We start from the raw sequence: 17,144 nt of genomic DNA on the forward strand, positions 1-17,144 counted from the left end.
AAAGCATTGATATAAAACATCTTAAGCATCGCTTAAGTTCGTTGCATTTATTTTCTAACCTCTATTTACATTTAGGTACAAAACTATTGGTATTGCAAATGATACAAACACAAGAAATTATTTCTTATGTTTGTATCCGTTAATGTAAAAATACAACATTTTTATTATGAATCACATTGGTGATACAGAAAGAGAATTTATATGTGTTCGAAAATCTAATAATAGATTGATGCATTAATGAGAAATAAAAAACGTACAGAAAATATTTTGCTCATAAGCTCATTTTAGAAAAGCCAACACCTGAAGATATTATAATGTATATAAAGAAGGAAAAGAAAAACATGTTAAATCTCACTCGTAAAGACATTGTTTTACAGACAAAAACATAGATATTTTCTATTCGTCACCGTTGTAACGTAGCATTCGATACCCAACCCGTATGTGTGTCTGAATATATTTTGGTTTAGATGGATTCTCTTCAATCTTCTTACGGAGCGTCGCCATAAAAACACGCAGGCTAGGGACATCTGACTGAAGTACAGTTTGCCAAACTTCCTTCAATAGAAAATTATGCGTAAGTACTTTACCAACATGCTTTGAGAGCACAACTAACAACTTATACTCAATAGGCGTCAAATGTACTTCTTCTCCACACACAAATACTGTGTTTGCCAAATAATCAATTTGTAGGTTCCCATTCACGAATACCGGCTGAATATGTTCTAAATTGTGCTCGTTAGTATTCCTTCTTAATGCTACTCGGATACGAGCAAGTAACTCTTCTATGCTAAATGGCTTCGTCACGTAGTCATCTGCACCCGCATCGAGTGCGCTTATTTTATCGTGTTCTTCTCCTCGAGCACTTACAACTATAATAGGGATTTGAGCCCAAACACGGATTTTATGAATAAGATCGACGCCGTCCATATCGGGAAGTCCTAAATCAAGAATAATTACATCCGGCTTCATCGAAAGCACTTTTTGCATTGCGCTTTGGCCATCCTTTACAATGTCGTATTCATAGTGCTGGGTAATTAATGTCATTTTGATCAAGTGACCGATTGCTATGTCATCTTCTATGACAAGGATGCGTTTATTCAACGATATTCACAACTCCTTTTTCAAGTGAAAAATTAAAAATGGTTCCGTTGGGTTCATTATCTGCCACTGTAAGTTCACTTCCATGTAATTTTAAGATGGTTTGGCACAAGGCTAAACCAAGTCCGAGTCCACGCCTGCTGTCACTTCGTTGAACTTTTCCTGTTGTAAAAGGATCAAACAGTCTTGCTTTTAACGATTCTTCAATGCCCGGTCCATTATCCATAATGCTAAAGTGTACGGAGTTCCCAATCTCCTTTGCAATCAAAATTATCTCACTGCCTGTAGGTGTATAAGTTAACGCATTATCGATAATATTGATAATCACTTGAATGATAAGGCGTGCATCCATTAATGCTAATAATAATTCAGGTTCGACATGGAATGAGATTTTGTGAGTATTGTTTATCCGAACGACGTGTAAGAGAGCTTCCTGCATAATATCTTCGACAAGTTCTGGTTGCATTTCAATCGCAAGTTTGCCATCATCTAGTCTTGAAACGGCAAGTAAGTTTTCAACCATTTGAACGAGCCATTTAGAGTTACTATAAATATCGCGGTATAGTTGAAGTTTTTCAGTATCATTAATTTGTTCTCCACTTGTTAATAATATATCAGCATTTCCTGAAATACTTGTAAGTGGTGTCCTTAAATCATGGGATATTGCCCTTAAGAGGTTTGCCCTCATTTGTTCAAGCTCTGCCTCTCGGGCTACTTCCTCATTTACTTTTTGCAAATACCATTTATCAAGAGCAAACGAAAAATCATTCATGATGGCGTGTAAAATATGACGCTCAAATGCTGGTAAGGGTGATTCTTTTGATAGAGCAATTCCAATAACACCTTTTACATTATCACCGGATACCAATGGTAAATAATAAGCATTTGCTTCAGGAAAGACATCGGTGGACACTCCTGCTATGTGATTATTATTTGCCACCCATGTTACTACACCACGCTCATTTACATTGTCAAACAGTGTTGCTATTTTATTATTTTCTATAGTAGACATGCTTTCTGTTCGGAAAAAAATAGATTTCACTATCAGTCTATTATTTATTTCAAAAAATTCTACTGGCTTATCTACTAGTTTAACAATCTGAGACATTCCTTCTGTAATAATCTCTTCTACCGTTTTTGCGTATTGTAATTTACGATTAGTTTCGAGTAACACTTCCATTCGGTAAGATTTACGAACTGCAACAATAGCCTGTTCTTTTACTTTCTTCGTTAGACTACTTGTGATGAGGCCGGAAAGGAACATAATTAAAAATGTTATAAAGTAGTCACGGTGGTATGCTTCGAATGAAAAACGTGGTTCTATAAATAGAAAGTTGAAAATGAGCACCGATACCAGTGAACTTATGATACTAACGATCCACCCGGTTGTCCAAGTTGCTAGTACTAATACTCCTAAGATATAGATAGTGATTATATTCGATTCACTAACCCCTATGGAAAAGAAAGACAGACCGATGAATGACGCCAAACTAAAAACGGTTAACATTTTCAGCATGTCCATCCACTCAAACTTGAGTTGAGTTCTAACTTCTGGAAATCGTAATGGTTCGTTTTCTTGATCAGGTACAATATGTATTGCTAAGTTGGGTACAAAGTCATTTAGCTGGTCGCTTATTTTGGAATTAGAACGCCACCATTTCTTTTTCATAGAAGTTCTTCCTAATACAAGCTTTGTTACCCCGCTTATTTGTGAATAGTTCGCAAGTGCAGCTGCTATATCGTCTTCCTGCACAATCACGACGTGACCGCCGAGTTGCTCCGTCAGTTTGATGTGCTGCTGCAAACGCTCGGAACTTACTTCGTTTCTTTCATTCCTGTCCATTTTTTGTACATAAAGTGCAGTAAATTTGCCGTGGAAGGCCTGAGCAAGTCTAGCTGCTGACCGAATAACTTTAGCATTGGTTGGTGAACTACTGATACCTACTAGTACATGCTCTTCCACATGTATTTTTGTTTCAAAAGAATCGTTCTTGCGTGTCTTTTGATGATAAATTGTGTCTGCAGTTCGTCTCAATGCGATTTCACGAAGTGCCACCAGATTCTGTTTTTGAAAAAAATAGTCGATTGCTTTTTCTACTTGTTTTAAAGGATAAATTTTTCCTTCTTTTAATCGTTGAATTAAATCATCTGGTTCAATATCCACAAGCTTTATTTGTGCTGCGTGATCAATTAAATAATCTGGGATTCGCTCACGTACTTTCACTCCAGTAATTTCTTTTACCAAATCATGTAAGCTTTCAATGTGTTGGATATTTACGGTCGTGTAAATATGGATACCTTTTGCAAGTAATTCTTCTACATCACCAAAACGTTTTACATGGCGCATAGTTGGTACATTGGTATGAGCCAATTCATCAATTAATACAATTTCTGGCTTGCGTTCAAGCACCGCATCGATGTCCAGTTCTTCGAAAGTTTTTCCTTTATAGTTTATTTTTCTAGTTGGTATTAGTTCAAGACCCTTCAGTAAGGCGGCCGTTTCTGGTCGGGGATGGGGCTCAATATAACCTACCACGACATCTAAACCGAGTTTCTTTGCTTCTTGAGCAGCATCAAGCATTGCGTACGTTTTACCTACTCCTGCAGCATAACCAAGAAATATCTTTAGTCTGCCTGCTTTAGTTTCTTCTTGCTTTATCCTTGCTAAAAACTCCTCTGGACTTGGTCGTATGTCTTCCATCACCCATCACCTCCCTTACATTATAGCTCCAACATTCATTAAGAAGGCATAAAGATTTTAACCTTTATGCCTTCTTAATATAAAATGCATTTTCCTAACACTACATTAATTTGAAATCCATTATGATGAAATTATTCTAAAAGAGAGAGGACGATTCAGATGATGGATGTTTATATGATTACTTTACTAATCATTAGTTTTGCTAGTCTTTATGGTTTGACCACATGGTGTTATAAGCAAGTGAATAAGTAGGGAGGAATAGTTATGTTTGCGTGGTTAGTAATGGAAATTATCATTGTAAGTCTATTTGGTTATCTAGGGCATGCATTACTTTATCCAGAAAACTATTAATATGCCATTAGGAGGTAAGGGGTATGTGGCAAATTGCCATTGTTTTAATAATTTATTTACCGTTTGTTATTTTAGCGGGTCACTATCTGTATCGCGTCACGATGCAGCAAAAGACCTGGTTCGATCCAGTGTTGAATCGTGTGGATCATTTCATCTACAAACTTAGTGGTATCAAGCAAGTCGATATGACGGGGAAACAATATATCCTGGCATTGATTCTATCAAATGCTTTAATGGTATTCATCGGATATTTTCTTTTACGCATTCAATCTGCATTATTTTTAAACCCAAACGACATTGATAATATGGAAGCAACGCTTTCATTTAATACTATAATTTCATTTATGACAAATACCAATCTTCAGCATTATAGTGGCGAATCCGGGTTAAGTTATTTGGCTCAGATGCTTGTAATCACATTCATGATGTTTACGTCAGCGGCAACTGGTTATGCGGCATGCATGGCTTTCTGTCGTCGCCTAGTGGCAAAAACAGATACACTCGGCAATTTCTTTGTTGACTTTGTCCGGGTGATTACACGCATTTTAATGCCTATTTCTATCGTTGTTGCAATATTTTTAGTTTCTGAAGGTTCGCCACAAACCTTCAGCGCTAATGAAACAGTAGAGACTATAGAAGGAAAGGTGCAAGATATCGCACTTGGACCTATAGCTTCACTTGAATCCATTAAACATATTGGAACAAATGGGGGAGGCTTTAATGGGGCCAATTCAACGACTCCGTTTGAAAATCCAACCGTTATTTCAAATGTCGTGGAAATGCTGTCGATGATGTTACTGCCTGGTGCTTGTGTTGTGGCATTCGGATTAATGGTTGCTAATCGAAACAAGAAAATAATATTTGGTAAACAAGGTCTAGCCATTTTTGCTGCTATGAGTATTCTATTACTTATTGGAGTAGTTACCTGTTATGTGGCAGAACGTTCTGGCAATCCTATCATTAATGAACTAGGTATCACTCAGGAACTAGGTAGTATGGAAGGAAAGGAAATGCGCTTTGGTGTCGCCCAATCTGCATTATTCACTGTAGTGACTACTGCTTTTACTACTGGATCTGTCAATAACATGCATGATACATTAACGCCAATCGGTGGTCTCGTGGCAATGTTTAACATGATGATAAACGTTGTATTCGGAGGCAAAGGGGTGGGTCTCATGAACATGATGATGTATGTGCTACTCACGATTTTCATTGCTTGTTTAATGATTGGTCGAACTCCCCAGTTTTTAGGTAAGAAAATAGGGGAAAAAGAAATGAAATTAATAGCACTTTGTATTTTAATCCATCCGGCAATCATTCTGCTGTTTTCAGCACTTGCTGTAGCGACAATAGCTGGAGTAGCAGGAATCACTAATCCGGGAGCACATGGTTTATCACAGGTTTTGTATGAATTTGCTTCATCCTCAGCAAACAATGGTTCTGGCTTTGAAGGGTTAGCCGATAACTCGACGTTCTGGAACGTGTCGACTGGTCTTGCGATGTTCTTTGGTCGCTATCTAACAATCATTATTCAAATAGCCATTGCATCACTACTTGCTAAAAAAATGTGGCATAGCGATTCGGTGGGATCATTGAAAACAGACAATGCAATGTTTACTTTCTTGCTTGTCACAATTGTTCTGATGATTGGTGCTTTAACATTTCTACCGGTACTAGCACTCGGCCCAATTACAGAACATTTACAAATAAGTTCTTGACGAGGAGAGAGTCAATAATGGAAACTGCATCAAAAAAATTTTTTATTACACATGATATTATGAAGAGTGCTATTTTAGGGGCATTTAAGAAGTTTAACCCGGTTTATATGATAAAAAATCCCGTCATGTTCGTTGTAGAGATAGGTTTCATATTTGTTTTATTGTTAACAGTTTTTCCTACAATGTTTGATAGCGAGGCAGGCGGAGAGGAACGCCTTTATAATGCCATTGTCGCCTTTGTTCTTTTCATTACAATCTTATTTGCCAACTTTGCAGAATCGATTGCAGAAGGGCGTGGGAAAGCTCAAGTACAAACGCTAAAGAAAACTAAAACCGTGACGCAGGCGTGTGTTCTTCTTCCTGATGGCTCCGAGGTAATGAAGCAGGCAGAAGAGCTGACAAAAGGAGATATTGTCTTAGTTCAGGCAGGGGAAGTCATTCCAAACGACGGCGAAGTAATAGAAGGGATTGCTACAGTGGACGAATCAGCCATTACGGGTGAATCAGCTCCTGTAGTGAAAGAACGTAGTGGTGACTTTTCATCTGTAACAGGTGGTACAACTGTTACTAGTGACTGGTTAAAAATTGAGATTACTTCATTGCCAGGCGAATCGTTTTTAGATAAAATGATTACCCTTATTGAAGGGGCGAGTCGTAAAAAGACTCCGAATGAAATTGCACTTAACACACTACTTGTTAGTCTAACTATTATCTTTTTACTAGTGGTTGTTACTCTTTACCCAATGACTACCTATTTAAATCTGCATATTTCAATAGCGACGCTTATTGCGCTGACCGTCTGTTTAATCCCTACTACGATCGGAGGTTTGTTATCAGCAATAGGTATTGCTGGAATGGATCGTGTAACACAGTTCAATGTGATTGCAATGTCTGGAAGAGCAGTCGAGGCATGTGGTGATGTAGATACATTAATATTGGATAAAACCGGTACCATTACATATGGAAACCGTATGGCATCAGAATTTACTCCTGTGAAAGGAGTAAATCAGAAAGAATTAATTCGATCTGCATGGCTTAGTTCCCTAACAGACGATACTCCTGAAGGGAAATCAATCTTATCACTTGCGTGCGAATTAGAAGTAGACTCTACAGATGAAGTAATGATTATTAATAACAGTAATCATATTTCCTTCACGGCACAGACTCGGATGAGTGGGCTAGATATGCAAGACGGCACAAGAATTCGTAAAGGTGCTTATGACACGATAAAAAAAGAGAGTATTGCTGAAGGTCATGTTATCCCAACAGACTTGGAACAACTAGTCCACCGAGTATCCTCGGTAGGGGGGACACCTCTAGTTATATCTAAGAATTATAAGATTTTGGGCGTTGTCTATTTAAAAGATATCGTGAAACCTGGTTTAAAGGAACGTTTTGAGAAGCTTCGCGCAATGGGTATAAAAACGATTATGTGCACAGGAGATAACCCGCTCACTGCTGCCTCAATCGCAAAAGAAGCAGGGGTGGATAGTTTTATCGCAGAAAGTAAACCTGAAGATAAGATAAAAGTCATTAAAGATGAGCAAGCACTAGGAAAAATTGTGGCAATGACTGGTGATGGCACAAATGATGCACCCGCTCTGGCACAGGCAAATGTAGGGCTCGCAATGAATTCTGGGACGAATGCTGCAAAAGAAGCAGCAAACATGGTGGACTTGGACTCAAATCCAACAAAGATTATTGAAATTGTGGAAATCGGAAAACAATTACTAATGACACGTGGAGCGCTCACGACATTTAGTATTGCGAACGATATTGCTAAATACTTTGCCATTATTCCTGCAATGCTGATGGTCGCAATACCAGAAATGAAATCGCTAAATATCATGATGCTGAACTCCCCAACGAGCGCCATTATTTCTGCCTTGATTTTTAATGCCATTATTATACCGATGTTAATCCCGATTGCTATGAGAGGGGTCAAATATAAGCCGATGAGCGCATCACAATTGTTAAATAGGAATTTGCTCATTTATGGATTAGGTGGTATTGTCGCTCCTTTTCTTGGTATTAAGGTAATTGATTTAATTATTGGACCAATTCTTCACATAATGGGTCTATAAGGAGGAGATGTTATATGAAAGAAATTTTTGGGAATTTTAAACAGGCACTGTTGGTATCGTTAATAATGTTTGTTTTATGTGGTTTGATCTACCCATTTGCTGTTACTGGAATTGCCCAGGTATTATTTAACCATGAGGCTAACGGTAGTTTGATCAAAGTGGATGGTAATACTGTCGGTTCAGAACATTTAGGTCAAGCATTTACAGCACCGGAGTATTTCTGGGGGCGCGTATCTGCTATCAATTACAACGTCTATACACAAAAAGATACTATCCCAGATGAAAATGGTGAAACAATTTATAGTGGTGTCAGTTCTGGAACGTTTAATTATGCTCCTTCTAACCCTGAACTACAAAAACGAATAGAAATAGATATCGAGACATTTCTAAAAGCGAATCCGAAGGTGAATCGAGAAGAGATACCAGCTGACTTAATGACCGCTTCTGGATCTGGCCTAGATCCCCATATTAGTGTGGATGCAGCGCTAATACAGGTAGAACGTGTTGCACAAGCAAGCGGGATTCCTGTTGAGGAAGTTAAAGCTATTGTAAAAAAACACACAGAGAGACGTGTGTTAGGTGTAATGGGAGAAGATAAAGTCAACTTCTTAGCAGCAAATTTAGATATATTTAGTAAAATGAAGGGAGACGGGAATGAAAAAGACCTATAATAATAGCCTGGATGTTGAAAATGTGCCTCGGTCACTATTCCCTTTCGATAAAGTAAGTGTTAAATACACCTCACCTTCTAACCTATATAGCTAGGTGATAAATAATCTAGATTCTAATGCATTTAAACCTTTTATTACTTTTGGACTTGAGTGATGGGAGGCATGATGTAATAACAAGGAGAAAGGTTTTATATTAATATAATCCATAGTACTTAATAAAAGCACCTCGAATAGAGATGCTTTTTGTTTTGCTCTAATTCACTTATACATTGCAGTACATACGCCGCCACTAATAATTTTATTAACCCCAATGTTTGCCTCAAACTAGCCCCAGTAACCTATTCTTCTGTATAAAAAAGCCCCCAAAAACAATTTTAAAATTGTCTCGGGGGTCAACTTAGTTAAATTTTACTTCCAATTTTTCTCGATAAATTCATCTCGACCTGATTGTGCTCGATCCTCTTTGTAATGGTTAGGGCTTTTTTTATAGAAGTCTTGATGATATTCTTCTGCTTCATAAAATGTTTTAGCTTCTCGTATTTCGGTAACAATAGGTTTAGAGAATTTCCCGCTTGCCCCAAGCTGTTCTTTCGATTTCTCCGCGAGCTGTCGTTGTTCATCCGAATGAATAAATATGGCAGTGCGATAACTTTCACCGCGATCTTGAAACTGGCCTCCATCATCGGTAGGGTCAATTTGTTGCCAAAATATTTCTAATAATTGATTGTAAGAGAAGATGCTTGAGTCAAATTGTATTTCTACCACTTCTAAGTGACCGGTATCCCCTTTTTTAACGTCTTCATATGTAGGATTATCAAGATGACCACCCATGTATCCAGAAGTTACCTTATGTATGCCATCCCATGTGTCGAATGGTTTTACCATGCACCAAAAACATCCGCCTGCAAATGTTGCTTTTTCTATCATATTTATTCCTCCGATTCATCTCACCAATTGAAATTTTGCTTGTGTAAAACAAATTTTAACACTTGTTAACTAGTTGTACAAAAATCTGAAACTATCTTAGCTGAAATACGTTATTATTACTGTATAAAGGGGAGATTTTAAGATGGAAGAAGAATTACAACAAACTAGAAGACGTCGCAGAAAAAGACGTCCCAGAGTAGGACGCATACTTTTTGTTATTTTTTTGTTTTTGGCTGTAGGAATTGGTATTTATACATTTACTCAATATTCAAGTGGTTACAAATTAGCAGATACAGAACAAAAAGAACCAATGGAATTTAATGGTGATGAGCTTAAGAAAGGTGACCGTGAAAATATTCTGGTTCTTGGTGTAGATTCCAGAGGGGAGGATCAAGCTCGAACAGATACAATGATGATCTTTTCCTGGGATAAAGAAAACAACGATGTGAAAGTGATATCATTCATGCGTGATATATATGCAGATATTCCTGAACATGAATCATATAAATTAAATACAGCTTTTTATCTTGGTAAAGTACAATTATTGAAAGATACTATGCAAGGGATGTTCGATTTACCTATTCACCATTATGCGTTAATCGATTTTAGTAGCTTTGAGTCTCTAGTCGATATAATTGCACCAGACGGCGTGCCAGTAAATGTTGAAAAGGATATGTCTGAGAAAATTGGTGTCACATTAACGAAAGGACAACAGAATCTAAATGGTAAAGAACTACTTGGTTATGCTCGTTTCCGTTCCGATGCAGAAGGAGACTTTGGGCGAGTAGGTAGACAACAGTTGGTGATGGAGATCTTAAAAGACGAGCTATTGTCTATTGAAAACGTACCGAATTTACCTAAATTCATTGGAGCTACTGAGGGATATATCCAAACAGATTATTCGCGTTCAGACAAAACAAAAAGAGTATTAGATGCAGTTGTAAGTGGTAAGTTAGAAATGGAAAAATTGACAATTCCAGTAGAAGGTACATATTCATTTAAGAATTATAGCCATGCTGGATCAGTCATCGTACTCAACAAAGAGATGAATAAAACGGCCATTACAGAGTTTTTAGAGAAATAAGTTGCTTTAATATTGCCATATTATTTTTTACTCCGTAAAATAAATATAAATAGAAAGGAAGTTTGATAGAAGTGGAGCCAGAAAAACCTTCTTTTTTCTCTACTAGATACATAAAATTTTTAGGTGGACGTAATACAATCTTTTCATTAGTTCTATTGCTAATGATTGGCCTTGTTATTATGATCTACGATGAAATTTCCTTTATTTTTGTGCCTTTGACAGTGTTTCTCGGCAATGTAATTTTACCAATAATTTTAGCTGTCATTGTATACTATTTATTACGCCCAATATTGCGGTTACTAGAAAAAATTAAAATTAAACGGGTCTGGGGAATTCTGATCATTTTCTTAGTTTTAGTCGGTTTAATAACTTTACTGGTATTCCTAGTGTTTCCTTTTTTAAAGGGACAAATATTTAAACTAGTAGAGGAACTGCCTACTTACTTTATCCAACTTTTTAATGATCTTGATGCTTTTTTAAGAACATCTATTTTTAAGGATTATTATTTACAAATAGAAAATGACGTTGCATCAGTATTAAATGGGCTTCCTGACGAAATTGGGGAATTCGTTCAAAATACTGTAACTGGAATAGCAACTGGGATTTCCTCCATTGTAGGGGTTTTAACTAGTTTTGTACTGGCGATTGTAACGGTTCCATTTATCGTTTTCTACTTATTAAAAGATGGAGAAAAGTTACCTAATTTTGTTATGAAGCTATTTCCTCCAAGGATGCGAGATGATTTACAGGAAGTATTTTCAGGTATAGATAGACAAATTAGCTCATATATTCAAGGACAAATACTAGTATCTATGTGTATCGGGTTTATGATTTATATAGGGTTTACTATTATTCAAATGCCATATGCTCTATTATTGGGAGTTATCGCTATGGTTACTAGTGTTGTACCATATTTGGGTCCAGTTATTGCTATTACTCCAGCAGCGATAATCGCGTTAGTAACATCCCCATTATTACTAGTTGGATTAGCAATTGTTTGGACAGTAGTACAATTAATAGAAGGTAAGTTTATATCACCACAAATAATGGGTAAATCACTACATGTGCACCCAATTACTATTATTTTTGTTCTTATAACAGCAGGATCATTATTTGGGGTTCCGGGAGTGATTTTAGGGATACCAGGATATGCCATATTAAAAGTTATCATTTCACACTTTTATACATTGTTTAAAAAGCGTTATAATAAGTTTGAACCAGTTATTGAAAATCATTATGAGTATACAAATCACAAGGTGGACTGAGAATAATGGCGAAGAAGTTTGAATCTTCCATAGAAGTAAAATCTATTAAGATAGATACGGTTGTGGATCATCCTATTATTGAACATGGGATAAACTTATCAGGTACAATTTATATTGATGGAGTACATGATGAATCGGTTGAAAATATCAAATTAGAGGTATTTAAACTAACGAATGGTGAATCATCTAAAATAGTTTCGAAACACTCTATAGAGTTAGTCGGTGCAGCTGCTTCAAAGGATATGCAAATGATTCCTTTCGAGATTATGCCCGATGAAAGATGGATACCAGATAATAATGAGGAAGTTACGAAACTTATTTTAAGAACAACCGTGTTATTTGAAAATGGATCTGAGTATAACGATGAAGACGAGATACATTTTGATATTGAAGAATAATATATAAGACTCCAGCCATGCGCTGGAGTTTTTTTTCTATCCTGAGTATTAAATCATTTACTTACAGAACTAAAGAGATAACTGGCATTCTATGTAGATTATTTGTTCCTTAGAAATATGTTACTCACCCTAAAGTGAATTTTATCTGGAAGATATTACGTTTTTTTGTTTGCGCCAATTTTAGAAATCTTATAGTATAAATCTTCTTTACTAGTGCATTCTAATATTAAATTGGGAGGCAACTAATGATGACTAAACGAATATTTTCACTATTGATTATTTCAAGTCTTTTACTGACTGCCTGTGGATTTCAAAGGGACTCCAATCAGCCAGCTAAACCAGAAACACAATTAAACAACCAAGATAAAGAAGTTCCTAACACAGGGAATGAAGAAGTAAATGAAGAAAATGATGTAGGAATTCCAAAGGTAGATGAGGGGCTAAATGATCCTTCGTTTGAAAAACCAAATGAAAATAACGATTGAATTGTTTGAATAATTGTGTTATTGTATTATTAAACTAACTCGAACGGAGGTGAAGAAAGGATGAAAAACACTATGAACGCACAATTTTTTATGTTGGAATTCTTATCAACTTCTTGTGCAATTACTCATGAAAATGCTACTAACGGGATAGGTCTGTCTATTTTTAGCCATTTTCATAGTAATACTCATAGCTGAGAAGTCATTCTTTCGGATCCAATTAGGTAGCGAAAAGACTGTGCTTTTTAGACAGTCTTTTTTTGTTGCGAAAAAAAGAATTGCTCCTCAGCTCATATAAGAATTGAAGGGAAGCGTTCATTATGATATGTACAGTTCAAAATATAACTAAAATGCTCGGAGGAAATATAATCTTTGAAAAGTTGTCTCTAGCTATTAAAACTGGGGATAGGTTAGCGATTGTTGGTCGTAACGGTAGCGGTAAAACGACTTTATTCAAATTATTGGCGGGAATTGAGAAACCTGATGAAGGATCTATTCACTTTAAGAAAGGTACTTCTGTAGGTTATTTGGCTCAAATTCCTTCCTATTCGGAAGATGTCACTGGTCTAGATGTTCTTCATTATGCTTTTGAAAAAATAACAGCCTTAGAACAGAAAATGATACAAATGGAACAACAAATGACAACTATTGGTGCAGCGGAGATGGAACGACTGCTACAACAGTATGGAGAAGTTCAAGAACAATTTACACTTTTGGGCGGTTATACAATGGAGTCTGAAATTGAAAAAGTAGTGCAGGGACTCCAGCTTACTCGGTTCATAAACCAACCATTTGCTAGTTTAAGTGGTGGAGAACAGACGAAAATAATGTTAGGGAAGATTTTACTGTCGGATCCAGATGTATTATTGTTGGATGAACCAACCAATCATTTAGATTTGTTTGCTGTTGAATGGTTGGAACAATATTTGATTGGCTATTCAGGAACAGTTGTAATTATTTCGCATGATCGATATTTCTTAGATCAAGTTGTGACTAAAATTGCAGATTTAGAGGAAGGAGAGCTTTCTCTTTATCATGGGGATTATTCTGCCTTTATATTAGAAAAAGAAGCCAAATTAATGCGTGAATTTCAGCATTATGAGGAGCAACAGAAAAAGATAAAAAAAATGAAGGATGCAATAAGACGTCTTCGACAATGGGCCAATGAAGCGGTGCCACCAAATCCGAAGTTATTCCGCCAAGCACGCAATATGGAAAGAGCACTAGAACGTATGATAAAAGTGAGAAAACCACTCATCGACCCCAAAAAGATGGAGCTATCATTTGAATTTGCTTCTAGAAGTGGGAAAGAAGTAGTCATGATGAAAAATGTATACAAATCATTTGGTGAGAATGTTTTGTTAGAAGATGCTCAGCTTAATCTATACTGGAAGGAACGGGTTGCGATAGTTGGGCGAAATGGTTCAGGTAAATCCACTATTTTACATCTGTTGTTAGGTAATCTTCCGATTGATAATGGAGAGGCTCGGTTAGGTAGTAATGTGCGTGTAGGTTATTTATCGCAGCATTTCGAAATCCAGAATCCGAAGGCAAGGCTGATTGATGTATTTCGAAGTGAGTTAAATTTAGTAGAGGGGGATGCTCGTCATATTCTTGCGAAGTTTATGTTCTTTGGTCCCGATGTTTTCAAGCGAATAGGTGATTTAAGTGGTGGAGAACGTATGAGACTTCGCTTAGCGCAACTTATGCATCAGGATATTAACCTCCTAATTCTTGATGAGCCGACGAACCATTTAGATATCGAATCGAGAGAGGTCCTGGAAGATGCTTTGGGTGATTTTGATGGTACTATTTTAGCTGTTTCACATGACCGATACTTTTTGAACAAATTATTCCCGAAAACGGTCTGGTTAGAACAAGGTCAGCTAACAACTTTTGAAGGGTCATATGATTGGGCGCGTATAAAGTGGGAAGAGCAAGTACCAATTGAAATTCCTTTTAAAAATGAAAAACAAGAAAAACCAACATATAAAAGAAGTGCAGGAGGAAGTGTAGAACGAAAGATTGAGGAAGAGATTCAAGCAGTGGAAAAAGAAATTTCCAACCTAAAAGAGAAAATTGAAATAGAAGAGGATTGGGAGACATACGAAAAACTATTGAAAGCTATTGAATCAAATGAAATGAAGATAGAGAAATTGACTCTGGAATGGATAGAGCAAGAAGATGATTCAAATTGTATATAATTTTGATAATAGAAAAGAAATTTATCAAATAGTTAGAAAAGAGCATTAACATTCATACATTTGTACTATATAATAAATTAAATACTATCCCAAATGGATTAGTAATATTGGCATGTATTTAATTTTATATAGAGAGTAGATGGAAAATGAGAAAATCAATAAAGTGGAAAATTATTGTTTCAGTAATGGCATTAATATTCGTAAGCATGATACCGTTAATAAGTATTAGTACAAATACAATAAGTGAAAAGACCGAAAAAGATTTACTTGACCAGAGCCAAGTAATAGTTAAAGAAATGACCTCATCCATACAAAATTATCTAGCTGTATACGAAAAAGGGCTTTTACAACTATCTACTTCTAATGCAATTTTAGATTTTGAAAATAATGAAAAAGCTACGAATGTAGTATTGACTACTCAATTAGAAAAAAACTTAGATACTAGATTCAATGAATTTGTTTCTTTGTATGATGCTGTAGCATCTGTGTATATCGCTTTTCCAGATAAATCGATTGAAATAATACCAGAAGCGGACCTTGGAGCAGACTTTGATCCAACCTCAAGAGAATGGTATTCCAATGCTGTTTCAAACAAAGAGAGTTTTAGCTGGTCTAAACCATTTGTGGATGCAGCAACTGGAGAATATGCTATTTCTGGTGCTAAAGCTGTTATTAAAAATGGCCAAGTGGTCGGTGTTCTTGCTATTGATATTTTACTGTCGAAGTTAACAGAAACGTTAGCTGACAGCGAGTTGGGGTACGAAGGTTATCCTATAATTGTAGATGCTGATGGTAATGCCATTGTTCATCCAACGTTATTTGGTGAAAATTTATCCAAGGATTCTTCTGTAAAGAAAATGCTTTCTAGTACCTCAGAAACAGGACATGTGACCGGTTTGATGGATGGTACTAACACAACTACTGTATACACTACGTTACCAGGATTAGATTGGAAGGTAGGCGCTGTTTATGAAGAAAGTAAAACCCATCAAACAGCAGACAGTATTCGTTCACAAATAATTATTATTGTTATATGTATAGAAGCGTTAATCTTTTTAGTATTATTTTTCCTAATAAGTCGTATATTGAAACCGATTGAACAACTTAAAAGATTGATGGATTCAATGGCAGAAGGAGATTTAACTGTTCAGGCTAATATTAAATCCAAGGATGAAATCGGACAACTAGCGAATAACTTCAACAAGATGGCTGTAAATATGAATGAAATTATTCAGGTCGTGAAAGAGTCAGCGAGTAATGTTCAATCGAATTCGGAAAGTTTAAGTGCTGTGGCAGAAGAAACAAACGCTTCCGCAGAGCAAGTTTCGTCAGCTGTGAGTGAGATTGCGGTAGGTGCTTCTAAATCTGCAGAAGATGCTGTAGACGTAACAGAAAGTTCGTTGCACTTAAGTGATCAAATCAATCTCATCAATGAAAAATCAGTAATGATGACTGATATAGCTATAAAAGCAAACACTATGAATTCGAATGGTCAAAACCAAATGAGTGAACTTAAATCATCTTTCCAAAACTGGGAGTCAAATCTAATCTCTATGTCCACATTGTTTAGTACATTGGAAGTTAGAGTAAATGCGATTGGTAGTGTGATGGAAACTATTATGCAAATTTCTGCACAGACGAACCTACTCGCATTGAATGCAAGTATTGAAGCTGCACGGGCAGGGGAGCATGGAAAAGGATTTGCAGTAGTAGCGGATGAAGTACGGAAACTAGCGGAGCAATCTGCAAAAGCGACAGAAGAAGTAAAGCATACTATTACGGAACTTCAAAGTGAATCGCATACTGTAGGGCAACAAATGGAAGATACTATCAAAACTTTCCGTGAGCAGGGATCTGTTGTAACAAATACTGAAGTAACTTTTGGTGAAATATCGTTACTGATGAATAATTTGCAAACGTCAATCGATGCTGTTTCAGCAGAAATTGAACAGGTTTCTACCTTTAAAGATCAAGTTGTAGATACGATTCAAATGATGGCTTCAACTTCAGAGCAAACTGCAGCAGCATGTGAAGAAGTAAGTGCATCATCAGATGAACAACTGAGAGCGATCCAATCGGTAGCGAAAGCTTCGGAGACTCTTACAGAGCTTAGTGACAAATTAGCGAATGCAGTAAATCGCTTTAAAGTTTAAAAGAAGTT

General features: G+C 36.4%; 14 protein-coding genes. 11 read left to right on the forward strand and 3 right to left on the reverse strand.

Annotated elements, in window-relative coordinates:
* Positions 1-396: 396 nt before the first annotated feature.
* Entirely contained in the window at positions 397-1,101 is a 705-nt protein-coding gene (locus tag MKX39_RS08565; protein ID WP_340769130.1) for a response regulator transcription factor, read from the reverse strand.
* On the reverse strand, positions 1,094-3,799 hold the full coding sequence (locus tag MKX39_RS08570; protein WP_340769131.1) for a sensor histidine kinase KdpD: 2,706 nt from the start codon (positions 3,797-3,799) through the stop codon (positions 1,094-1,096). Before MKX39_RS08570 ends, MKX39_RS08565 begins: the two co-directional genes overlap by 8 nt.
* Positions 3,800-4,081: 282 nt before the next feature.
* On the opposite strand from MKX39_RS08570, the gene MKX39_RS22330 reads away from it, so the two are divergent.
* Genes MKX39_RS22330 through kdpC form a run of 4 tightly spaced genes read left to right on the forward strand, consistent with a single transcriptional unit; the run spans position 4,082 to position 8,623 of the window.
* On the forward strand, positions 4,082-4,150 hold the full coding sequence (locus MKX39_RS22330; protein ID WP_419958782.1) for a potassium-transporting ATPase subunit F: 69 nt from the start codon (positions 4,082-4,084) through the stop codon (positions 4,148-4,150).
* A gap of 23 nt (positions 4,151-4,173) precedes the next feature.
* A complete protein-coding gene (gene kdpA, locus MKX39_RS08575; protein ID WP_340769133.1) occupies positions 4,174-5,868 on the forward strand; it encodes a potassium-transporting ATPase subunit KdpA in 1,695 nt (564 codons plus the stop codon).
* Positions 5,869-5,885: 17 nt separating this feature from the next.
* Positions 5,886-7,952, forward strand: a complete 2,067-nt coding sequence (kdpB, locus tag MKX39_RS08580) for a potassium-transporting ATPase subunit KdpB (protein ID WP_340769134.1) — start codon at positions 5,886-5,888, stop codon at positions 7,950-7,952.
* A gap of 14 nt (positions 7,953-7,966) precedes the next feature.
* On the forward strand, positions 7,967-8,623 hold the full coding sequence (gene kdpC, locus MKX39_RS08585; protein ID WP_340769136.1) for a potassium-transporting ATPase subunit KdpC: 657 nt from the start codon (positions 7,967-7,969) through the stop codon (positions 8,621-8,623).
* Between the two features lie 408 nt (positions 8,624-9,031).
* Here kdpC and msrA read toward each other — a convergent pair whose 3' ends face one another.
* Positions 9,032-9,550, reverse strand: a complete 519-nt coding sequence (gene msrA, locus MKX39_RS08590) for a peptide-methionine (S)-S-oxide reductase MsrA (RefSeq protein WP_340769138.1) — start codon at positions 9,548-9,550, stop codon at positions 9,032-9,034.
* A gap of 142 nt (positions 9,551-9,692) precedes the next feature.
* On the opposite strand from msrA, the gene MKX39_RS08595 reads away from it, so the two are divergent.
* The 7 genes from MKX39_RS08595 (at position 9,693) to MKX39_RS08625 (ending at position 17,136) form a co-directional block, all read left to right on the forward strand.
* Positions 9,693-10,634, forward strand: coding sequence for an LCP family protein (locus MKX39_RS08595; RefSeq protein ID WP_340769139.1), 942 nt, complete (start codon positions 9,693-9,695; stop codon positions 10,632-10,634).
* 71 nt (positions 10,635-10,705) lie between these two features.
* Positions 10,706-11,899 carry an AI-2E family transporter gene (locus MKX39_RS08600; RefSeq protein ID WP_340769140.1) on the forward strand — a complete coding sequence of 398 codons (1,194 nt, stop codon included), beginning with the start codon at positions 10,706-10,708 and terminating at the stop codon, positions 11,897-11,899.
* Positions 11,900-11,904: 5 nt separating this feature from the next.
* The gene (locus tag MKX39_RS08605; RefSeq protein WP_245762606.1) at positions 11,905-12,297 is read left to right on the forward strand and encodes a sporulation protein; all 393 of its coding nucleotides are present in this window, start codon (positions 11,905-11,907) and stop codon (positions 12,295-12,297) included.
* A gap of 245 nt (positions 12,298-12,542) precedes the next feature.
* A complete protein-coding gene (locus tag MKX39_RS08610) occupies positions 12,543-12,782 on the forward strand; it encodes a hypothetical protein (RefSeq protein WP_340769142.1) in 240 nt (79 codons plus the stop codon).
* Positions 12,783-12,854: 72 nt separating this feature from the next.
* Complete coding sequence (locus tag MKX39_RS08615; protein WP_281249738.1) at positions 12,855-12,977, forward strand: RAxF-45 family protein; 123 nt, start codon at positions 12,855-12,857, stop codon at positions 12,975-12,977.
* A 122-nt stretch (positions 12,978-13,099) separates the two neighbouring features.
* A complete protein-coding gene (gene abc-f, locus MKX39_RS08620) occupies positions 13,100-14,983 on the forward strand; it encodes a ribosomal protection-like ABC-F family protein (protein WP_340769143.1) in 1,884 nt (627 codons plus the stop codon).
* A 146-nt stretch (positions 14,984-15,129) separates the two neighbouring features.
* Positions 15,130-17,136, forward strand: a complete 2,007-nt coding sequence (locus MKX39_RS08625; protein WP_340769146.1) for a methyl-accepting chemotaxis protein — start codon at positions 15,130-15,132, stop codon at positions 17,134-17,136.
* Positions 17,137-17,144 lie beyond the last annotated feature (8 nt).

Origin of the sequence: Psychrobacillus sp. FSL K6-1464, assembly GCF_038003145.1 — a bacterium.
Taxonomy (GTDB): domain Bacteria; phylum Bacillota; class Bacilli; order Bacillales_A; family Planococcaceae; genus Psychrobacillus; species Psychrobacillus psychrotolerans.